The organism is Streptomyces sp. NPDC044064, assembly GCF_056434245.1.
Window position 1 is genome coordinate 361,471 of record NZ_JBWKFN010000004.1, and the last position, 20,730, is coordinate 382,200.

At 71.9% G+C, this 20,730-nt stretch carries 19 protein-coding genes and 1 tRNA gene; 7 read left to right on the top strand and 13 right to left on the bottom strand.

All coding sequences use genetic code 11. The features are described from left to right. From AC07DS_RS09310 to AC07DS_RS09320, 3 genes are all read left to right on the top strand, one after another. Positions 1 to 720, top strand: a complete 720-nt coding sequence (locus AC07DS_RS09310) for an ABC transporter permease subunit (protein WP_479143856.1) — start codon at positions 1 to 3, stop codon at positions 718 to 720. A gap of 97 nt (positions 721 to 817) precedes the next feature. Then, a complete protein-coding gene (locus AC07DS_RS09315) occupies positions 818 to 1,060 on the top strand; it encodes an SGM_3592 family protein (RefSeq protein WP_479143857.1) in 243 nt (80 codons plus the stop codon). 259 nt (positions 1,061 to 1,319) lie between these two features. Continuing rightward, positions 1,320 to 1,406, top strand: a tRNA-Ser gene (locus AC07DS_RS09320). A 43-nt stretch (positions 1,407 to 1,449) separates the two neighbouring features. On the opposite strand, the gene AC07DS_RS09325 is transcribed toward AC07DS_RS09320, so the two are convergent. From AC07DS_RS09325 to AC07DS_RS09365, 9 genes are all read right to left on the bottom strand, one after another. Next, the gene (locus AC07DS_RS09325; RefSeq protein ID WP_479143858.1) at positions 1,450 to 2,253 is read right to left on the bottom strand and encodes an HAD family hydrolase; all 804 of its coding nucleotides are present in this window, start codon (positions 2,251 to 2,253) and stop codon (positions 1,450 to 1,452) included. Then, positions 2,250 to 3,527, bottom strand: coding sequence for a serine--tRNA ligase (serS, locus tag AC07DS_RS09330; protein WP_479143859.1), 1,278 nt, complete (start codon positions 3,525 to 3,527; stop codon positions 2,250 to 2,252). The genes AC07DS_RS09325 and serS overlap by 4 nt, the downstream gene beginning before the upstream one ends. A 530-nt stretch (positions 3,528 to 4,057) precedes the next feature. Next, complete coding sequence (gene pheA, locus AC07DS_RS09335) at positions 4,058 to 4,990, bottom strand: prephenate dehydratase (RefSeq protein ID WP_403952809.1); 933 nt, start codon at positions 4,988 to 4,990, stop codon at positions 4,058 to 4,060. Positions 4,991 to 5,071: 81 nt separating this feature from the next. After that, entirely contained in the window at positions 5,072 to 6,355 is a 1,284-nt protein-coding gene (gene efeB / locus AC07DS_RS09340) for an iron uptake transporter deferrochelatase/peroxidase subunit (RefSeq protein WP_479143860.1), read from the bottom strand. An 8-nt stretch (positions 6,356 to 6,363) separates the two neighbouring features. Next, positions 6,364 to 8,325: a copper resistance CopC/CopD family protein gene (locus AC07DS_RS09345; protein WP_479143861.1), complete on the bottom strand. Its 1,962-nt coding sequence runs from the start codon at positions 8,323 to 8,325 to the stop codon at positions 6,364 to 6,366. Positions 8,326 to 8,338: 13 nt separating this feature from the next. Continuing rightward, positions 8,339 to 8,806: a copper chaperone PCu(A)C gene (locus AC07DS_RS09350; RefSeq protein ID WP_479143862.1), complete on the bottom strand. Its 468-nt coding sequence runs from the start codon at positions 8,804 to 8,806 to the stop codon at positions 8,339 to 8,341. Then, a complete protein-coding gene (locus AC07DS_RS09355; RefSeq protein WP_479143863.1) occupies positions 8,803 to 9,456 on the bottom strand; it encodes an SCO family protein in 654 nt (217 codons plus the stop codon). Before AC07DS_RS09355 ends, AC07DS_RS09350 begins: the two co-directional genes overlap by 4 nt. A gap of 90 nt (positions 9,457 to 9,546) precedes the next feature. Further along, on the bottom strand, positions 9,547 to 10,290 hold the full coding sequence (locus AC07DS_RS09360; protein ID WP_479143864.1) for a YcnI family copper-binding membrane protein: 744 nt from the start codon (positions 10,288 to 10,290) through the stop codon (positions 9,547 to 9,549). Between the two features lie 178 nt (positions 10,291 to 10,468). Beyond that, positions 10,469 to 11,296, bottom strand: coding sequence for a hypothetical protein (locus tag AC07DS_RS09365; RefSeq protein WP_479143865.1), 828 nt, complete (start codon positions 11,294 to 11,296; stop codon positions 10,469 to 10,471). Between the two features lie 243 nt (positions 11,297 to 11,539). Between AC07DS_RS09365 and AC07DS_RS09370 the strand changes: the two genes are divergently transcribed. From AC07DS_RS09370 to AC07DS_RS09385, 4 genes are all read left to right on the top strand, one after another. Next, positions 11,540 to 11,983: an ATP-binding protein gene (locus AC07DS_RS09370; RefSeq protein WP_479143866.1), complete on the top strand. Its 444-nt coding sequence runs from the start codon at positions 11,540 to 11,542 to the stop codon at positions 11,981 to 11,983. A 38-nt stretch (positions 11,984 to 12,021) separates the two neighbouring features. Then, entirely contained in the window at positions 12,022 to 12,600 is a 579-nt protein-coding gene (locus AC07DS_RS09375) for a GNAT family N-acetyltransferase (protein ID WP_479143867.1), read from the top strand. A 118-nt stretch (positions 12,601 to 12,718) separates the two neighbouring features. Then, entirely contained in the window at positions 12,719 to 13,642 is a 924-nt protein-coding gene (locus tag AC07DS_RS09380; protein ID WP_479143868.1) for an intradiol ring-cleavage dioxygenase, read from the top strand. A 16-nt stretch (positions 13,643 to 13,658) separates the two neighbouring features. After that, positions 13,659 to 14,699, top strand: a complete 1,041-nt coding sequence (locus tag AC07DS_RS09385; protein ID WP_479143869.1) for a triphosphoribosyl-dephospho-CoA synthase — start codon at positions 13,659 to 13,661, stop codon at positions 14,697 to 14,699. Here AC07DS_RS09385 and AC07DS_RS09390 read toward each other — a convergent pair. From AC07DS_RS09390 to AC07DS_RS09405, 4 genes are all read right to left on the bottom strand, one after another. After that, positions 14,674 to 15,906 carry an MFS transporter gene (locus tag AC07DS_RS09390; RefSeq protein ID WP_479143870.1) on the bottom strand — a complete coding sequence of 411 codons (1,233 nt, stop codon included), beginning with the start codon at positions 15,904 to 15,906 and terminating at the stop codon, positions 14,674 to 14,676. The genes AC07DS_RS09385 and AC07DS_RS09390 overlap by 26 nt on opposite strands. A gap of 68 nt (positions 15,907 to 15,974) precedes the next feature. Beyond that, positions 15,975 to 17,339 carry a MocR-like pyridoxine biosynthesis transcription factor PdxR gene (gene pdxR / locus AC07DS_RS09395; RefSeq protein WP_336116388.1) on the bottom strand — a complete coding sequence of 455 codons (1,365 nt, stop codon included), beginning with the start codon at positions 17,337 to 17,339 and terminating at the stop codon, positions 15,975 to 15,977. A gap of 93 nt (positions 17,340 to 17,432) precedes the next feature. Further along, complete coding sequence (locus AC07DS_RS09400) at positions 17,433 to 18,941, bottom strand: aminopeptidase P family protein (RefSeq protein WP_479143871.1); 1,509 nt, start codon at positions 18,939 to 18,941, stop codon at positions 17,433 to 17,435. A 136-nt stretch (positions 18,942 to 19,077) separates the two neighbouring features. Further along, the gene (locus AC07DS_RS09405) at positions 19,078 to 20,511 is read right to left on the bottom strand and encodes a PP2C family protein-serine/threonine phosphatase (RefSeq protein ID WP_479143872.1); all 1,434 of its coding nucleotides are present in this window, start codon (positions 20,509 to 20,511) and stop codon (positions 19,078 to 19,080) included. Positions 20,512 to 20,730: the final 219 nt, after the last annotated feature.

The window sequence follows — 20,730 nt, forward strand, 5'->3', positions numbered from 1 at the left end:
ATGTACGACCCCACAGTCGCCCGGCTCACCTACCGGGCCCTGCTCGGCCGACGCCGGGCCCTCATCCTGGGCGCTCTGCCGCTCCTGCTGATCGCGATCTCCGTCGTCGTCCGGGGCCTCGCGGGCGCCGACGACCAGACGGCCGCGAACCTGCTGGGCGGGCTCGCGCTCGCCACGATGGTGCCGATCATCGGCGTCATCGCGGGCACGGGTGCGATCGGCCCGGAGATCGACGACGGCTCCGTCGTCTATCTGCTGTCCAAGCCGGTGAAGCGTCCGACGATCATCTTCACCAAGCTGATCGTGGCGATCGCCGTGACGATGGTGTTCTCGGCCCTGCCGACTCTTGTCGCGGGCTTCATCCTCAACGGCAACGGCCAGCAGATCGCCGTCGCCTACACGGTGGCCGCACTGGTCGCGTCGATCGCCTACGCGGCGATGTTCCTGCTGCTCGGCACGGTGTCCCGGCACGCGGTGGTGTTCGGCCTCGTCTACGCCCTCGTCTGGGAGGCCCTGTTCGGCTCCCTGGTGTCCGGCGCCCGCACCCTGAGCGTCCAGCAGTGGTCGCTCGCCGTCGCCCACAAGGTGACCGGCGGGGACCTGGTGACCTCGGACGTCGGACTGCCCACGGCGACGGTTCTGCTGGTCGTGGTCACCGTGCTCGCCACCTGGTACGCGGGTCAGAGGCTGCGCTCGCTGACGCTGGCCGGCGAGGAGTGACAGGTCACGGCCTTGACGGGGGCTTCACTCCGGCCCGGGCAGACTGGGCGCAGCGGATGTACGGCTAGGAGGCCGGTGCACGGCTAGGAGGCCGCAGATGGCAGAGGAGATCCCGCAGTACGAGGGACGAGGGCGGACCGGCGGTGACGTCTGGGACGAGCTGGTACTGGACGAGGACTTCGTACGGGCCGCCGAGACCTCCGAGCCGTCCGCCAGGGCCCGGATGCTCGCCGCCCGCTGGCGCGCCGAGCAGCCGGAGCCACAGCCGTGGCGGTCCGACGACCCGCCGGCCGGCTGGTTCTTCAGCAAGGCGCGCCGGCGCAGGTGGCGCCGCCGGTAGTGGCGGCCCCCGGTTAATTCAGTGGCGCCCGACTCGGCGGCGGGGCACAGTGGTTGTGCCCCGTCCGCCGGGAGTACCCCGGCGCCGCGTTCTGGGAGAGGAGTTGGGCGATGTCCATGCACGGCAGTACGTCCAGCTCCCCTCAGGGCAGCCTGAGCCGGGCTCCGGAGTGATCCCTACCTCTCCGTAGAGCTCATGGGAGCTGCCCGGGGCGGCCGCTTCGAGCACGCGACGTGTCTCTCGCGTGGGCCGCCCACCCGGAGGATTGGCCGAGAGGTAAGGCACTGGCTTGCTAAGCCATGGTCGGGTTGGAAAGCCCGCGCACGTTCGATTCGTGCATCCTCCGCAAGATGCTGCGCTTCGGCCCGGCCGACATCCGCAGCGCCCCGCTAGCCGAGCAACCGCTCCAGCACCACCGCGATCCCGTCCTCCTCGTTGGAGGCCGTGACCTCGTCCGCCACTGCCCTCAGCTCCGCGTGGGCGTTGGCCATCGCCACGCCCCGGGATGCCCAGGCGAACATGGGGACGTCGTTGGGCATGTCGCCGAAGGCGATGGTGTCGGCGGCCTTCAGGCCCAGACGGCGAGCCGCCAGGGACAGGCCCGTGGCCTTGGACAGGCCGAGGGGCAGCAGCTCCACGATGCCCTCGCCCGCCATGGCGACCGTGACGAATCCGCCGGCCGCCCGGCGGGCCGCCTCCGCCAGCTCGTCGTCGCCCAGCGTCGGATGCTGGATGTAGATCTTGTTCAGCGGGGCGGCCCAGAGGTCGGACGCGTCCGTGAAGGGGGTGGCGGGCAGGGCGCCCGTGACCGCGTAACCCGGCCCCACCAGCACATCGCCGTCCAGGCCGTCCCGGCTCGCCGCCAGGTGCAGCGGGCCCACCTCGGCCTCTATCTTCGCCAGGGCCACGCCCGCCAGCTGCCGGTCCAGGGTCACGGACGTCAGCAGGCGGTGCTGCCCGGCGTCGTACACCTGCGCGCCCTGGCCGCAGACGGCGAGGCCGTCGTAGCCGAGGTCGTCGAGGATGTGCCGGGTCCAGGGGACCGCCCGGCCGGTGACGACGATGTGCGCCGCGCCCGCCGCGGTGGCCGCGGCGAGCGCCTCACGGGTGCGCTGCGACACCGACTCGTCGGAGCGCAGGAGCGTTCCGTCGAGGTCGGTGGCGATGAGTCGGAACGGGAAGCCGGCGCTCACTTGGCGACCGGCTCCAGGACCTCCCGGCCGCCGAGGTACGGACGCAGCACCTTGGGCACGTACACGGAGCCGTCGGCCTGCTGGTGGTTCTCCAGGATCGCCACGATCGTGCGCGGTACGGCGCACAGCGTGCCGTTGAGCGTGGCCAGCGGCTTGATCTGCTTGCCGTCACGGACCCGGATCTGCAGCCGGCGGGACTGGAACTCGGTGCAGTCCGAGGTCGAGGTCAGCTCGCGGTACTTGCCCTGGGTCGGGATCCACGCCTCGCAGTCGAACTTGCGGGAGGCCGAGGCGCCGAGGTCGGCGGAGGCGACGTCGATGACGCGGAACGGCAGCTCCAGCGAGGTCAGCCACTGCTTCTCCCACTCCAGCAGGCGCTTGTGCTCCGCCTGCGAGTCCTCGGGAGCGACGTACGAGAACATCTCGACCTTGTCGAACTGGTGCACGCGGAAGATGCCTCGCGTGTCCTTGCCGTGCGAACCGGCCTCGCGGCGGAAGCACGGGGAGAAGCCCGCGTAGCGCATCGGCAGCCGGTCGGCGTCGATGATCTCGTCCATGTGGTACGCCGCCAGCGGGACCTCGGAGGTGCCGACCAGGTACAGGTCGTCCTTGTCCAGGTGGTAGACGTCCTGGGCCGCCTGGCCGAGGAAGCCGGTGCCGGCCATGGACTGCGGGCGCACCAGCGCCGGGGTGAGCATCGGGGTGAAGCCGGCCTCGGTGGCCTGCCCGATCGCCGCGTTCACCAGGGCCAGCTCCAGCAGGGCGCCGACACCGGTGAGGAAGTAGAAGCGGGAGCCGGAGACCTTGGCGCCGCGCTCGACGTCGATCGCGCCGAGAAGCTGGCCCAGCTCCAGGTGGTCCTTGGGCTCGAAGCCCTCGGCGCCGAAGTCGCGGATCGTGCCGTGCGTCTCCAGCGTGACGAAGTCCTCCTCGCCGCCGACGGGCACGTCGGGGTGGACGAGGTTGCCGAGCCGGAGCAGCAGCTGCTGGGTCTCGGTGTCGGCGGCGTCGCGCTCGGCGTCGGCGGCCTTGACGTCGGCCTTCAGCTTCTCGGCACGCGCCAGCAGCTCGGCCTTCTCGTCGGGGCCGGCCTTGGGGATCAGCTTGCCGAGCTGCCTCTGCTCGGCGCGCAGCTCGTCGAAGCGGACGCCGGAGGACCTGCGCCGCTCGTCGGCAGACAGGAGGGAGTCGACGAGCGCGACGTCCTCTCCACGGGCGCGCTGGGACGCGCGCACACGGTCGGGGTCCTCACGAAGCAGGCGAAGGTCAATCACGAGGCCAAGGCTACCGGTGCGAGCTCCCGGGCCACGACCCACTATTGCGACTCGCGCCTTACGTGCCGTTATGGGTCAATTGCGCAGAGTGTCGAGTCGTGTCAATAAAGGCCGTCTCATTCCCTGGAACGAGGCAGTCGGCCGACCCCTGGTTGACCGGATTCCCTTGTGGCGAGCGGGACTTGGCTGGGCCGTTGTCCACAGGAATCCGCACTCCGGGAAGAGTTATCCACAGGCTGTGCGGAAAGTCTGTGGACTTCGGAATTGATCACTCCGGAAGTTCCGGCCGGACTGAAGAATTCCCGGTCCAAACAGGGGTGACACCTACTTTCGGGTGGAAAGGGGTCGCTCCAAAAGATGAACCAAAGGAAACGAGTGGACGAAGGGTGACCTGCCGGGCGGTGGTCGCATCTGGGACTTCCAGGGCGATTTGTCGACCGGATGGCACTGCCTTGTCGACTTGTCCCCAGGTCGAGAAGCGGACCTGTGGATAACTTCTGTGGATAACGAAGATATGCAGGTACGACTGGCTAGAACCGGCCGTCCTGGCAGCGCGCGACCCAGTCCGCGGCCTGGACGAACTCCTCGTCCGAGGTCCCCGGCAGGGTGGCCCGGGCCTCGCCCGGCTTGATGTCCGCGCGCGGATAGGAACCGAGGAATCGAACCTGCAGACAGATCCGCTTCAGCCCCATCAGCGCCTCGGCCACCCGCCGGTCGGAGATATGGCCCTCGGCGTCGATGCAGAAGCAGTAGTTGCCGATGCCGGCGCCGGTCGGCCGGGACTGCAGCAGCATGAGGTTGATGCCGCGGGTGGCGAACTCGCCGAGCAGGTCGCGCAGGGCGCCGGGGTGGTCGTCCCGCTGCCACAGCACCACCGAGGTCTTGTCGGCGCCGGTCGGCGCGGCGGGCCGGGCCGGGCGGCCGACCAGCACGAACCGGGTCTGCGCGTTCTCCGCGTCGTGGATACCGGTCTCCAGGGCCTCGAGGCCGTACCGGGCGGCGGCGAACTCACCCGCGAACGCGGCGTCGTACTGGCCCTCCTGGACCAGCCGGGCGGCGTCCGCGTTCGAGGCGGCCGACTCCCAGTGCACGTCCGGGAGGTTCTTCTTGAGCCAGTTGCGGACCTGCGGCTGGGCGGCCGGATGCGCCGAGACCGTCTTGATGTCGGACAGCTCGGTGCCCGGGCGGACCAGCAGCGCGAAGGTGATCGACAGCAGCACCTCGCGGTAGATCATCAGCGGCTCGCCCGCCACCAGCTCGTCCAGGGTGGTGGTGATGCCGCCCTCGACGGAGTTCTCGATCGGCACGAACGCGGCCTCGGCCTCGCCGGCCCGCACCGCGTCCAGCGCGGACTGCACCGACACGTACGGGATCAGTTCGCGGGTGGCCGCCTCCGGAAGCGTGCGCAGGGCGACTTCGGTGAAGGTGCCTTCGGGACCGAGATACGCATAGCTCGCTGGCATGTCCTCACCCTAATGGGCGCCGGGGAGCGCGGCCCTCGTGTCTCACCGACGCCACTCGACCGGGTGGTTTGAAACCCGGAATCACCCCTCCAGCAGTCGCTGTCCCACGTACTCTCCCTCGGCCGCGCCGCCGGGCACCGCGAACAGACCGCTCGACTCGTGCCGGATGTACTTCGACAGCGCGTCCCCGCGGTCGAGCTTGCGCTGCACCGGTACGAAGCCGCGCAGCGGGTCCGCCTGCCAGCAGACGAAGAGCAGCCCGGCGTCCGGCGTCCCGTCCGTGCCGATGCCGTCGTGGTAGGAGAACGGGCGCCGCAGCATGGCCGCGCCGCCGTTGCGGTCGGGCCGGGTGATCCGGGCGTGGGCGTTGACCGGGACGACGTACTCGCCCTTGGCGTCGGCCTTCTCCAGGTCCATCGGGGTCGTCTCACGGCCTCCGGACAGCGGCGCACCGTCGGCCTTGCGGCGCCCGATGACCGCCTCCTGGGCGGTGAGCGACAGCTTCTCCCAGTCGTCGAGGAGCATGCGGATACGGCGTACGACGGCGTAGGAGCCGTTCGCCATCCACGCGGGTTCTTCCGAGGCGGGCACGAAGATCCGCTTGTCGAAGTCGGCGTCGGCCGGCTTGGGGTTGCGGGTGCCGTCGAGCTGGCCCATGAGGTTGCGGGCCGTCATCGGGTGGGCGGTGGCGCCGGGGGTGCGGTTGAAGCCGTTCATCTGCCAGCGGACCCGGGCCGCGCTGCCGGCGTCCTTCTGGATCGCGCGCAGCGCGTGAAAGGCGACCAGGGCGTCGTCGGCGCCGATCTGCACCCACAGATCGCCGTCGCTGCGCGCCTTGTCGAGCTGGTCGGAGGAGAAGTCGGGCAGCGGGTCGAGGGCGCCCGGCCGCTGTTTCTCCAGACCGGTCCTGCCGAAGAAGCTGTGACCGAAGCCGAAGGTGATCGTCAGTGCGGACGGGCCCGCGTCCCGGGCCACATCGGTGTCGTCGTGCGGTGCCGCCTCGCCCGCCATGAGCCGCTCGGCCGTCGTCGACCAGCGGCGCAGCAGGGCCGCCGCCTCCTTGCGGCCCGCGCCCGCCGCCAGGTCGAAGGCGACGAGGTGGCCGCGGGCCTGCAGTCCCTCGGTGATGCCGGCCTGATGTTTCCCGTGAAACATCGCCCGATCGGAGCCCACCGAGGTCAGCGGGGTGGCCTGGGCGGGCGCGGCCGCGTAGCCCACGGCTCCGCCGGCCGCGCCGAGCACGAGGCCGGTGGCCCCGGCGGTGCCGATCAGCGCGCGCCGGGTGATGCCGTGGCCACCGTCGGCGGCGGGCTCCCGCACCGCGGACTCGGGCGTACGGGCCTGGGGAAGGGACTGGTCGGGCATGGTGGGGTTCAGCCGATCTGCGCGTTCTTGGAGACGGTCACCTGGTCGATGTCGGAGGTCCGCACGGTCACGGCGACCTTCCAGTCGCCCGCCATGGGGATCTGCACGCTGCTCGCGGACCAGTGGCCGGTGGTGATGTGGTCGGGGGTCACCGGAAGCGGCCCGATCTTCTTCGCCGTGAGGGTGAAGGCGACCTTCACCTCGGGGATGTCGAAGGCGCGCCCGTTGGGCCGCTGGACGTAGACGTGCATCTCGTTGCCGCCCACGCGGGCGGGGTCGAGGTCGACCCGGACGAGGCCCTTGCCGTCGGTGCCGCCGGTGTCGAAGGGCATGTCCAGGGTCAGCGTGCCCGAGGAACTCGACGCGGAGGAGGACGAGGACGACGTGGCCGCCTTGGCCTCCAGCTCGGTGCGGCCCGGCTCGGTCTGGGTGAGCCAGGTGGTGACGGCGAGCAGCACGACCGCGACGCCGGCCTCGGCGAGCACCGAGCGGCGCAGACCGAAGCGGTTCGCGTCGGCGTCCCGCAGCCGCTTCTGCCGGGCGGTCTCCACCGCGGTCCGCTGCCGGGCGAGCTGGGCGGCGCGCTTGCCGTCACCGGGGACGGCGCCCTTGCCGGTGTTCTTGTCGCTGCCCTTGCCGGCGGTGGCCTTGGACGCGGAGACGCGCTCCTTCTCGTGTTCCCCGGCGCCTTCCTTCCCGGACCGCTTCGCCTTCCTGGCGGCGGTGACCGTGTCGGTGGCGTTGGCCAGACGTCCCGTCCAGCGCCGCGAGATCCACGCGATCCCCACCAGCAGCGCCACCAGCCCGATCTTGACCAGCAGCAGCTGTCCGTACCGGGTCTCGGTGAACGCGGACCAGGAGCCGAGCTGGCGCCAGGACTGATAGGTGCCGGTGGCGACCAGGGCGAGGACGGAGCCGAACGCGAGGCGGGAGAACCGGTGGACGGCGGCCGTCTCGACCGGCGTGTCCGCGGGGGCCCGGTACAGGGCGACGAGCAGGGCGGTCAGACCGCCCAGCCAGGCGGCGACGGCCAGCAGGTGGAGGACGTCGACGGGCATGGCGATGCCTGGCTGGAGCCCGGTGGAGGCGTGCTCGGCCATGGCCCAGCTCGCCGCGAGACCGGCGGCCACGACCACTCCGCCGATGGCGAGCCCGAAGGTCAGGTCACGCTTCTCCTCGGCCTCCTCCCGGCGGTTGTAGGCGCCGAAGAGGACGGCGATGAACAGTGCGGCGGCGGCGAGCAGCAGCAGCCGGGAGACCAGCGCGGCGCCGGTCTTGGTCTGCAGCACCTGGCCGAGCAGGTCGAGGTCGAAGACGTCCCCGAACTTCCCGGAGGAGGTGTAGGAGCCGCGCAGGAGCAGCAGCCACAGGGTGGCCGCGGTGAGCGCGAGCCAGCCGCCGACCACGAGCCGCTGCAGGGCCCGTACGCCCGAGCCGCGCTGCCAGCAGGCCAGTACGAACGCGGCACCGCCCGCCAGCACGATGAAGCCGGCGTACGAGACGTACCGTCCGAACGCGTAGAGCCAGCCGACGGCCGTGTCGTTCGCCGCGGTCCCGACCCCGGAGACGACGGTCTGCGAGGGCGCCCCGATGGAGAAGGTGAAGGCACCGGAGACGGGGTGGCTGTCCGCCGAGACGACCTGGTAGGCGACCGTGTAGGTGCCCTTGGCCAGGCCGCTCTTCAGCTGCACGGCGTACGTCGTCCCGCTCACGTTGGCGGGCGCGCCCACCTGGGCCTTCTTGCCCTTGGGGTCGAGGACCTGCAGCGAGTCGTCGTTCATCGCCACCTTCTCGGAGAAGGTGAGCGACACCTGGGTGGGCGCCTTGTCGACCACCACCCCCTGAGCGGGGTCGCTGCCGGTCAGTGCGGCATGCGCGGAGGCCGGTCCGGCGCCCGCGAGCAGCGCGCCGGCGACGGCGAGAAGCAGCAGCACCAGGGTCCGCAGGCGGGGGGTGATGGTCCGGGTCAAGGTGGTCCCTCCCTCAGTGGCCGGTCGACGGGTTGTACGTGGCGGACTCCACCGGCATCTCGACGGTGAGGGGTCCGGACTTGGCGAAGGTGAGCTTCAGGGTGACCTTCTGCCCCTGCTCCGGCCTGCGCTTCAGCTTCTCGAACATCAGGTGGTTGCCACCGCTTTTGAACACGAGTTGACCATGCGCCGGGACGGCGAAGGAGGTCTTCTCCGCCATGGCCCCGCCGACGGTGCTGTGCATGGTGACCTGGCCGGCGACGTCACTGGTGACCGAGGTCAGCTCGTCCTTCGCGCCGCCCCTGTTGGTGATCGTCAGGAACCCGGCGGCCATGTCGGCGGAGACCGGCTGGGGCATGTAGGACGACCGCACCGACAGCTCGGCCTTGGCGGAGCTCGAGCCGGAGTCGGAGCCGGTGCCGCAGCCGGCGAGTGCGAGGGCGCCCGCGAGTGCGGCGGCGGTCAGGACGGCACGCCTCACGGCTTGGCTCCCTCGACGAGCTTCGGCAGGTCCTTGGTGTAGTCGTCGACCGTGGCGTCCTCGCCGTAGAGGACGTAACCCCCGTCGGTCTTCGGCGAGAACGCGATGACCTGTGTGCCGTGCACCGAGACCGCCTTGCCGTTCTTGTCCTTCTTCGTCGGCTCGATGGAGATGCCCAGGGAGCGGGCGCCGGCCTGGATGGTGGAGAAGTCGCCGGTCAGGCCGATGAACTGGGTGTCGATGCCCTTGAGCCACTTGCCCAGTTCGGCGGGGGTGTCGCGGTCGGGGTCGGTGGTGACGAAGACGACCCTGAGGTCGTTCTGCGCGGCCTTGGGCAGCGCCTTCTTGGCGACGGCGATGTTGCTCATCGTCGTCGGGCAGATGTCGGGGCAGTGCGTGTAGCCGAAGTAGACCAGGGTCGGGTGGCCCTTGGTCTCGGCACGCAGGTCGTACTTCTTGCCGTGCGTGTCGGTGAGGACCAGATCGGGCTTCTCGAACGGCTGGTCGAGGACGGTCGCGGCCTTGCCCGAGTCGGTCTCCTCGGAGACCACGGCGACGGGCGACTTTCCGTCACCACCGGTGCCGCAGGCGGAGAGGGTCAGGGTGGCGGCGGCGAGCAGCGCGGCCGCGGCGAAGGTCTTCTTGCGCATAGAAAAATGTCCCAGATGTGAGAACTCCGGTGCGCACCGGGGTCGTACGACAGCCTCGCACGACCCCTGGTGCGCATGCGGAACGGTGGGTCAGGCGGTCCGGCGCCGGCCGGCGAGGACGCCGTAGGCCACGCCCGCGGCACCGATGACGATGCCGACCACGCCGAGCACGCGCGCGGTGGTGTCGCTGCCGCCCTTCGCGTCCTCGTCGGCGGCGGTCGTCTCGTTCTTGCCGTCGGCCTTGCCCTCGGACTTGTCGGAGGCGTCCTCGGCGGCCGCGGTGCCGTGGTGGTCGCCGGTGGCGGCGGACAGCTCCAGCACCGGGGCCGGGTTCTCCGGCTCGGCGTGGCCCTCCTGCGGCACCTCGATCCAGCGCACGACCTCCTTGTCGGAGTACGTCTGGATCGCCTTGAACACGAGCTGGTCGGTGTCCTCGGGCAGGGCGCCGACGGACAGCGGGAACTTCTGGAAGTAGCCGGGCTCGACGCCCTTGCCGTCGGCGGTCCAGGTGACCTTGGTGACGGCCTCGTCGATCTTCTCGCCGTGCAGGGTCAGCGGCTTGTCGAGCTTGGACTTGGTGACCTTGACGTTCCAGCCGGCGAGCGGCTCGGGCATGACGGAGGCCAGCGGGTGGTCGGCGGGGAAGGTCACCTCGAGCTTGGTGGTCGAGGCGTCGTCCCGCTCGTTGGGGACCTTGAAGTCGACGATCGCGTAGCCGCCCTTGGCCGCGGTGCCTTCGGGCTGCACGCTGACGTGCGCGAAGGCGGGGGCGGACAGCGTGAGAACGGCCGTGCCCGCGACGGCAGCGGCGGCGGCGATACGAGAAGCCTTCATGGCGGGGAGCACTCCACTCCGAGTGAGTTCCGGTGGTGATCAGGAGTACGCGTGCGCGTGGCGGTACCACTCGTGGTGCCGTGAGTCCGATGTGCGCACGCGCGCGTGCCGCACGACGGCGGCCCCTCCCGTCCGGTTCTCCGTTTCCGGCTCCGGTGGAGTTGATGGTCGCGTCGTGTCAGGCGGCGAGGAGGAACGCGGCGGCGGGCGGGCCGCGCCGGATCACCGTGTGCTGGAGCGCGGTGGTGTGCGGGGCGGGTTCCTCGTCCCGGTCGGTACGACGGCCCCGCGGGCCCGGCTCGGCCGCGGGCAGCAGCCCGGCGCACAGGGCGCACGCCAGTGCCAGCGCCCCGCGCAGGGATCGTACGAGCGCCCCCTCTGCGACTCCGTGCGCCGACAGCGCGATCAGCCGCAGCACGGCCAGGTCGCCGCGGCGCAGCAGCCATCCGGCGGCGAGTGCCGCGAGGACGTGGCCGAGCAGCATCGGCAGGGAGGGCAGCAGCGACGCCGAGAAACCGGTGGCGTCGGCCATGTGGTGCATGGCCGGCGTGGCGCCCACGGCCCGGCCCGAGGGGTCGATGAGGTGCGCGTCGAGCAGGAGCCGGTAGGCGTGCCCGGGGGTGAGCGCCGAGGGGCTGGACCCGCACACGAGCCGGGCGGCCCGTTCGACGAGGACACCGCTGCTCAGCGACCCGTCGGCCGAACTCATCGGCATCGCGCCGGTCGTCCCGTGCTGCCCCAGCCCGAACAGCGTGTGCAGCACGGTCTGGCCGAGCGCGAGGAGCGCGGCGATGCCGGGCAGCGAGCGCTGCCGTCCGGCGAGCGGTGCCACGAGCAGCAGGGAGCCCAGGAATCCCGCGCCGAGCGTCCACAGCGGCACGCGCGCGCAGGAGGCCAGTGTGTGCCCGGCCGCGGCCAGCGCGACACAGACCGCGGCGAACACCGCGGCCCGCAGGAACCGGAGTCCGGCTCCGGAGCGCGCCGTGCGCGGGTGAGGGGCAGTCATGGCGGCCTCATCATCGCACTGGCCTTACCCGGTCCCTACGGCAGGGCGCGGAATCCGGCCTCGGCGAAAAAGATCACCGAAAAGAACGGAAGATCATCCTCCGCCCGGGGACCTGCCCTCATACACCGATTCCTCCGGGGATGCATCGACCGTATGGGCGGAGTCACGTCAACGGTGTGCTTACGGCCGTGCACGGGCGGCAATACGTAACGGTATGTCGAGCCGCGTCCAGGAGGCTGGAGCATGAGCATCTGGTGGTCACTCCATCTGAGGCGCGAGGCTGCGAGCGTCCCGCTCGCCAGGCGGCTGCTGATCGGCACGATGGAGACGGCGGGTGTCGACCCGGACGTCTCCTACGACCTGTCCGTCGCCCTCAGCGAGGCCTGCGCGAACGCGGTCGAGCACGGCGGGGGCTCGCGCGACGGCTCCTCGGAGGCCTACCGGGTGACCGCCTACCTCGACGGCGAGAAGTGCCGGATCGAGGTGGCCGATGCCGGGCCCGGGTTCACCCGCACCCAGGACATCAAGCCCGCCCGTGCGGACGCCGAGCACGGCCGCGGGCTCTGTCTGATCCGGGAACTCGCCGATCACGTGCACATCGGTGCCAAGCCGGGCCGGGGCGGGACGGTGGTGAGCTTCGACAAGATGCTCAAGTGGAAGAAAGATCCTTCCCTGCTTACGGCATGACGGTCCCTCCCCTGAGTCCGCGCGGCTATGGTGCGCGCATGCATGGCAGAGACCTGGAATTGCAGCACGAGAAAATAGCAGGCGGAGTGATCCTGCGTCCGCTCGCCGCGGCCGACGCTTTCGCGCTCGCCTCCGCCTATACGGAGAACCGTAAACACCTGGAACCCTGGGAGCCGGTCAGGCCGGAATCCTTCTTCACCACCGAGGGGCAGGCGGAGCGTATCGACGGGCTGCTGCGGCAGTTCACCGAGGGCGCGTTGGTGCCCTGGGTGTTCGAGGCTCCGGACGGCAGGATCGTCGGGGCGATCACTTTGTCCGGTATTTCGCACGGCCCCTTCTGCAGTTCCTATCTCGGGTACTGGGTGGCCGCCGACCAGCAGAACAGGGGGCTGGCCAGCTCCGCGGTGGAGCAGGTCTGCCGCATCGCCCGGGACACGATCGGACTGCACCGGATCGAGGCGTCCACACTGACCGACAACACCGGTTCGCAGCGGGTTCTGACGAAATGCGGATTCGAGACGATCGGACTTGCGCCCGATTACCTCCACATCAACGGGGAATGGTGCGACTGCCGGCTCTTCCAGCGCGTGCTGCACGACCACGCTCCGGTCCCGTAAGGCACTTTCTCGCCCAAGGGTGAGTTTTCTGCTTTCTTCTCGTACTTCCCTTCCTTCACAGCGGTTTCCCAGGTCGTGCCCATCGGACTGACAAGCGGCCTTCCTAACTTCCTCGGCCATGACGGGAAAACACAGAAACACCTCGATCACCCGGCGCCGGGCCCTCGCGGTCACCGGGGGCACGGTGGCGGCCGGCGGCCTCGCCGCCGCCGGCTACCAGTCGGCCTTCGCCGACACGGTCACGGACGCCGAGGCGAGCGCGACGGCCTCGGCGACCTCGACCAGCGGCACCTGCATGCAGCTGACGTCGAGCGTCACGGAGGGGCCGTACCACCTCGATGGTGCCTTGGTGCGCAAGGACATCACCGAGGGCAAGAGCGGTGTCCCGCTGACCCTGCGGCTCACGGTCGTGGACGCCACCGACGGCTGTACGCCGGTCTCCGGTGCGGCCGTCGAGATCTGGCACTGCGACGCCTGGGGCTACTACTCCGGCTACACCACCGCCGACCCGGGCGGCTCGGCCCCGGCCGAGAGCGAGGAGGGCGACAGCGCGAACGACAGCACGTATCTGCGCGGCTATCAGATCGCCAACGCCAACGGGGTCGTGAAGTTCGAGACGATCTTCCCCGGCTGGTACACCCCGCGCACCTGCCACATCCACGTCAAGGTGCACACCGGCGGCAAGAAGGCCGACGGCACCTACGAGGGCGGCAAGGTCAATCACACCGGCCAGCTGTTCTTCGACGACGGCATCGCCGAGGCGATCTTCGCCCTGGAGCCGTACTCCAGGCACACGGGCAGCTACACCACCCTGGCCGACGACATGGTCTATGACGGAGCAGGCGCCTCCAGCGGTCTGCTCACCCTCGAGCCGGTGCACAAGAGCGACCCGTCCAAGGGGTACAGGGGCTTCCTGACACTGGGCATCGACCCGGACGCGGAGAACACCGGCGCCGGCAGCGGCGGCGGGGGCACCCCGCCGAGCGGCGCCCCCACGGGAGCCCCGCCGACCGGCACCCCCTCTCCCTCGACGTCCTCCTGACCGCTCGGGGAGGGCGATGAACACCCGCGAGGACGAGGCGCTGGCGCGGGCCGCGGTGGCCGCGCTCACCGGTCAGCTGGCGCTGACCCCCAAGCCGGGACTGCCCGACCCGCGCGACCTGAACGCCCGGACCGTCCACGCGGACCACCACACCCTGCGCTGGTCCGCCAAGGCGCTCACCCCCGGCCTCGCGGCGATGGCCGCCGCGGCCCGCCGCACCGCCGAGCCCACACCGGTACTGCGCGCGGAACTCGGCGCGATCGGCCGCTGCACCGAACACACCGTCGGCCTGGCGGGCGGCGGCCACCGGGGAGCCCTGTGGGTCCTGGGCCTGCTGGTCGCCGCGGTGGCGGTGGAGTCGGGGGCGGGCGGTCGCGGGTCCGGTGCCGGTGGTTCGGTGTCGGTCGCGGGCGGTCGGGGGTCCGGTGCCGGTGCCGGTGGTTCGGCGTCGGGCGCGCGCGGCCGAGGGGTCGGCGGTGCTGCCCGCCGGTCCGGGACCACCGGTGTCTCCGGGGCCGTCCGTGAGCCCGGGACCGGCCGCGAGCCCGACAGACCCGCCCGGGACCCCCGTGCCCAGGCCCACCGGATCACCGCGCTCGCCCGGCAGATCGCCGTTCACCCCGACCGTGGGGCGCCGGCCAGGCCCACCAGGGGCTCCGCCGTCTCCGTCAGGTTCGGGGCCGCGGGTGCGCGGGGTGAGGCGCGGGCCGGGTTTCCGCATGTGCGCAGGGCGTTGGACGCGTTGGGCGCGGCGCGCGCGTGCGGTGCCGACGAGGTGCGGGCCCGGCTGGACGCCCTGCTCACCGTGATGTCCACCCTGCAGGACACCGAACTGCTGCACACCGCGGGCCCGATCGGCCTGCGGCAGGTGCAGGCGGGTGCCCGCGCCGTCCTGGAGGCGGGCGGTACGACGACGGCGGCCGGCGCCGGGGCACTGGCCGCGCTCGACGCCGACCTGCACGCGCGGGCGTGGAGCCCCCGGGGCAGCGCGGGTCTGCTCGCGGGGGCGCTGTTCCTGGACGCGTTGCCGGTCAGCCCGCGAGGGCCGGCTCGGTGACGGTCCGTTCGGCACGGCCGGCGGCCCGGCGGGCCGCCGGCCCCATCGCACAGGCCGCCACCGGCATCAGCGCGCCCAGCAGCAGCCAGCCCGGGGTGCCCCAGCCCATCAGCAGCGAGGTCACCACCAGTGGACCGAGGGTGCGGGCCACCGTGACACCCGTGCCGAAGAAGCCCTGGTACTCACCCATCCGGTCGGCCGGGGCGAGGTCGAAGGACAGCTGCCACGAGCCCGCCGACTGCTGCATCTCCGCGACGACCTGCAGCACCGCGCCGGCCACCAGGATCACTGCCGCGGGCCACGCGGACCGGCCCGCCGACAGCGCGAACACCGCGCAGGACAGGAACATCACCACCCCGGACCGGCGCAGCGCCCGTACCGCCGTGGCCGGCCCGGTGACGGCACGGGCCGCCCGCACCTGGAACAGCGTGACCACCCCGGTGTTGAGGACGAACAGCGCCGAGGCCAGCCAGGCCGGGGCCCCGGTCCGCTCCGTGATCCACAGCGGCAGCGCGAGGCTCAGCAGCGGCAGACGCAGCAGCAGTACGGCGTTGAGCAGCGCGAGGAGCGCGTACGGCCGGTCGCGCAGGACGGCGAACCGCTGCTCCCGGCGCCCGCCCGGCACCGGCGTAGCCACCGCCGTCGCCGGAGCAACCGCCGGCAGTCGCAGCAGGATCAGCGCGCACACCACGAAGCACACCGCGTCGAGCATCAGCACCGCCCGGTACGCCCCCGCCGTACCGGCGTTCAGCGCGAGACCGCCGAGCGCCGCGCCGACCGCCAGCCCTGCGTTCAGCGTCGACTGCAGCCGCGCCAGCAGCCCCGTCCGCTCCCCGGCCGGCACCAGCCCCGCCAGCAGCGCCTGCCGGGCCGCCGCCAGACCCGACTGCGCCGAGGCGTAGGCACAGGCGGCGAGGACGAACGGCACGAACCCCCGCACCAGGAGGAACGCCCCGACTGCCGCCGCGGTTCCCAGCGCCAGCAGCACCGCCGTCCCGCGCGCCCCCCGCCGGTCGGCGATCCGCCCGAGCGGCACCCCGACCAGCGAGCCGACCGCCCAGGCGAGCGTCAGCCCGAGCCCCACGCGCGCGGGCGCCAGGCCGACGACGCGGGTGAAGTACAGCGCCGAGGTGACGTAGAAGGCGCCGTCCCCGACAGAGTTGGCGAGCTGGGCGAGGGCCAGGAAACGCTGCGGACGGTTCGTCATACCGATGACGGTAGGCGCTCATTGGCTCCATGAGCAGGCCCAATCCATGGCTGCTTCACTGGTCCACTTCAGGCCTCCAGGACCTTCGCCAGCACCTCCAGCGCCTCCGGATACGCCCGCTCGCGGGGGGTGCCGTAGCCGACGACCAGGCCCTGCGGCCGGCCTTCGGCGGGGGTCTGCCAGTGGGTGCCCAGACGGCCGACGGCGAGTCCCTCCGCCTCGGCGCGGGCCACCGCCTCTGCCTCGTCGGGGACGTCGATCAGCGCGTGCAGCCCGGCCGCGATGCCGCGCACGTTCCGCCGCGCCCCCAGCCGGTCCAGCAGCTGGTCCCGGCGGCGCCGGTAGCGCAGCCGGCACGCGCGTACGTGCCGGTCGTAGGCGTGGCTGTCGATCAGCTCGGCGAGTGCCAGCTGCCCGATGGTCTCGGTGTGGTGGTCGCTGTGCAGCTTGGCGTCGGCGACCGCGTCGACCAGCTGCGGCGGCAGCACCATCCAGCCGAGCCGCAGCGCGGGTCCGAGGGTCTTGGACGCGGTGCCCAGATAGACGACCTGGCCCGGGGCCATGCCCTGCAGCGCGCCCACCGGCTGGCGGTCGTAGCGGAACTCGCCGTCGTAGTCGTCCTCGACGATGAGCCCCCCGCGCGCGCGTGCCCAGTCGGTGAGGGCGCGGCGCCGCTCGGGGTGCAGGGTCACACCGGTCGGGTACTGGTGGGCCGGGGTGACCACCACGGCGGCCGCCTCGCCCAGTTCTGCCGGACGGACCCCGCGCTCGTCCACCCGCACCGGCAGCACGGTCCCGCCGTTGCGCCGCACCACCTCCCGGTGGAAGGGCAGCCCCGGGTCCTCCATCGCGATCGAGGCGCCGTCCAGCACGCGGGTGAGGAGTGCGAGTCCCTGGACGTACCCGGAGGTGACCACGATCCGCTCCGGCGGCGCGAGCACCCCGCGCGCCCGCCCGAGGTAGCCCGAGAGCGCGGTACGCAGTTCGATCCGGCCGCGCGGGTCACCGTAGTCGTACGCCAGTGAGGGCGCCGTCGCTATGGCCCGGCGCAGCGCGCGCAGCCAGGCCGCGGCCGGGAACGCGCCCACGTCGGGACTGCCCGGCCGGAGGTCGAAACGCGGCGCACGCGTGTGTGGCGCCGTTCCCGGCGCCTCCTCCCGCAGGGCCGGCAGCTCGGCGACCCGGGTGCCTGACCCCTGCCGGGCCGTGAGATAGCCCTCGGCGACGAGCTGGTCGTACGCCGACTTCGCCGTGCCGCGCGAGATGCCGAGTTCCGTCGCGAGCCGCCGGGTGGCCGGCAGCCGGGTGCCGGGTGCGAGCCGCCCGTCGCGTACGGCGTCCCTGAGCGCCCGTTCCAGACCGACCCGGCGGCCGTCGGCCGCGTCGGGTTCGAGATGCAGGTCCACACCCACACCGGACCAGAAGTCGTCCACGAAAACCCTCCCCCTAGGCACGTGAATCCCGCGCACGCGTACGGACACGCCGATGGCCGGGCACCTTCCGGGTGCCCGGCCATCAGTGTCATATCAGCCCTTGAGGGACGCCATCCAGGCTTCCACCTCGTCGGAGCGGCGCGGCAGGCCGTCCGAGAGGTTCCGGTTGCCGTCCTCGGTGACGAGGATGTCGTCCTCGATGCGGACGCCGATGCCCCGGTACTCCTCGGGCACCGTCAGGTCGTCGGCCTGGAAGTACAGGCCCGGCTCGACGGTGAGCACCATGCCCGGCTCCAGCGTGCCGTCGACGTACGTCTCGGTCCGCGCGGCCGCGCAGTCGTGGACGTCCAGGCCGAGCATGTGGCCGGTGCCGTGCAGGGTCCAGCGGCGCTGCAGGCCCAGCTCCAGGACGCGCTCGACCGGGCCCTCGACCAGGCCCCACTCGACGAGCTTCTCGGCGAGCACGCGCTGGGCGGCGTCGTGGAAGTCGCGGTACTTGGCGCCCGGCTTCACGGCCGCGATACCGGCCTCCTGGGACTCGTACACCGCGTCGTAGATCTTCTTCTGGATCTCGCTGTACGTGCCGTTGACCGGCAGCGTGCGCGTGACGTCGGCGGTGTACAGCGTGTGCGTCTCCACGCCCGCGTCCAGCAGGAGCAGGTCGCCGGAGCGGACCGGGCCGTCGTTGCGGACCCAGTGCAGCGTGCAGGCGTGCGGGCCGGCCGCGCAGATGGAGCCGTAGCCGACGTCGTTGCCCTCCACGCGCGCGCGGAGGAAGAACGTGCCTTCGATGTAGCGCTCGCTGGTCGCCTCGGCCTTGTCGAGGACCTTCACGACGTCCTCGAAGCCGCGCACGGTGGAGTCGACGGCCTTCTGCAGCTCGCCGATCTCGAACTCGTCCTTGACCAGCCGGGCCTCGGAGAGGAAGACCCGCAGCTCCTCGTCGCGCTCGGCGGTGACCTTGTCGGTCAGGGCGGCCTCGATGCCGGCGTCGTAACCGCGGACGACCCGCACCGGGCCGGTGGCCTCGCGCAGCGCGTCGGACAGCTCGCGCACGTCGGAGGCCGGGATGCCGTAGAGCGCCTCGGACTCGGTCAGGGAGTGGCGGCGGCCGACCCACAGCTCGCCCTGGCCGGAGAGCCAGAACTCGCCGTTCTCGCGGTCGGAGCGGGGCAGGAGGTAGATCGTCTCCTTGTGGCCCTCCGCGGTCGGCTCCAGGACCAGGACGCCGTCCTCGGTCTGGTTGCCGGTGAGGTACGCGTACTCGACCGAGGCGCGGAAGGCGTACTCGGTGTCGTTGGAGCGGGTCTTCAGGTTGCCCGCGGGGACGACGAGGCGCTCGCCCGGGAAGCGCGCGGAGAGCGCGGCACGGCGACGGGCGGTCTCGGCTGCCTGCGGGATCGGCTGCAGATCGTGCAGCTCGGTGTCGGCCCACCCGGACTTCATGTTCTCGGCCAGCTCGTCGGAGACGCCCGGGTACAGGCCGTTCTTCCGCTGCTTGATGGCCTCCTCGGACTCAGCTTCCGGGCCCGCTGCGGTAGCAGCTTCATCGGGCACAGCCGGGTTGAGCTCGTCGGACACGTGATCCTCCTCGGTACGCATGTGATCTCCCCCCGGGCCCGCGACGCTCATGCTTGTGGCCGAGCGGGGACCTCCATCATCGTACGGTCGTACACGATGCGCCCCGGGGCCGGAAGACCTGTTATGCCCACCCATGCGAGGCGGTGCGGGAGCGCTCTCAGTCGAAGCGGGCCGCCAGCAGGACCACGTCCTCCTCGCTGTCGGCCGTGTCCAGGCCGTTGGGCAGGACGGTGCGCAGCACGTGGTCGGCGATGGCCCCCGGGTCCCGGCGCAGGGGGCGCGGGATGCTCGCGGCGGCCGCGTGCAGCCGGGCGAAGGCACGGTCCATGGGGTCGCCGGTGCGGTGCAGCAGCCCGTCGGTGTAGAGCAGGACGGTTTCTCCTGCTTCGGCCTGGATCTCCACGCTCGGCGCCTCCCAGCAGGCGAGCATGCCGAGCGGAGCGGAGACGGAGGTCTCGGCGAACTCGGTGCGGCGCTCGCCGATCAGCAGGGGCGGGCTGTGCCCGGCGCCGGCCAGGGTGATCTTGCGCAGGGCGGGCTCGCAGTAGGCGAACAGGGCGGTGGCCGAGCGGGCGGGCTCGGTCAGGCGCAGCAGCAGTTCCAGGTCGGACAGGACGGCGACCGGGTCCTCGCCCTCCATCACGGCGTACGCGCGCAGGGAGGCACGCAGCCGGCCCATGGCGGCCACCGCGCTGGGGCCCGAGCCGGTGACCGAGCCGACGGAGAGGCCGAGGGCGGCGTCGGGCAGCGGCAGCGCGTCGTACCAGTCGCCGCCCCCGCGCGGACCGGTGCGGTGCCGGGCGGCGAGCTGGACGCCGGCCACCCGCGGCAGCCGGGAGGGGAGCAGTTCCTCGGCGAGGGTCGCCGCACGCGCGCGCGTGCGCTCCACCTCCACCAGCAGGGCGAGGTGCTCGGCGGCGTGGCGGACGTACAGGCCGATCAGGTGGCGGTGGTGCTCGTCCGGCTCGGCGGGCTCGTCGTACAGCCACGCGGCGGCGCCGAGGCGGCCGGCGGACTCGGCGGTCAGGGGCAGGGCGTAGCTGGCGGCGTAGCCGAGGCGGGCGGCCACCTCGCGGTGGCGGGGGTCGAGGCCCTCCTCGGCGAACAGGTCGGCGTGCACGATCTCGGCGGTGCCGGCGCCGGCACCGGTGTCGAGGAGGGGGCCGTAGGGCTGCGAGCCGCGCGGCACGGTCTCCAGGTGGCCGAGGTCGGCGCGGCCGAGGCCGAGGCCGAGGGAGGTGCGGGGACCGAGTCCGCCGGCGGGTTCCAGGACGACCAGGCCGCGTCGCGCGCCGACGAGGGCGGCTCCGGCGCGCAGCAGCTCCTCGAGGGCGGGCTCGAGTGCGTCCGTGCGGGACAGGCGTTCGGTGAGTTCGTGGAGGGTCGTGAGGTCCGAGACCCAGGTGGCCAGCCGGTCCTGGAGCAGGGTGCTGGGGGCGGGGCCGGCGGGCGCCGGGGTGCTGCTGACCGGCGGCGTGGTGTCCGGGGAGGGGCCGGCGCCCGGGGCGGCGGGTGTGGGCGCGACAGTGTGTGCGGGTGGGGGAACGGCTGGATCGATTCCAGCCACTTTCGGAGGGTGCGGGGCGCTCATGGCGTCCGGCTTTCAGACCGGTGCGTATTGCTCAGAAGCATCGCAAACCCCCATGTCATTCTGCGCCGCTAGCAGTGTCTCCACATGTACACGCACTCGTGAGGGGATGTCCAGCATTGTCCTGCGGGGATTCCTGGTGTCCATGGGTCTGATGTGGGTTTCTTCCGAAACCCTTGCCTTACTGCCAAGTTGGCTTAAAACTGCCTCAGGTATCGGTCC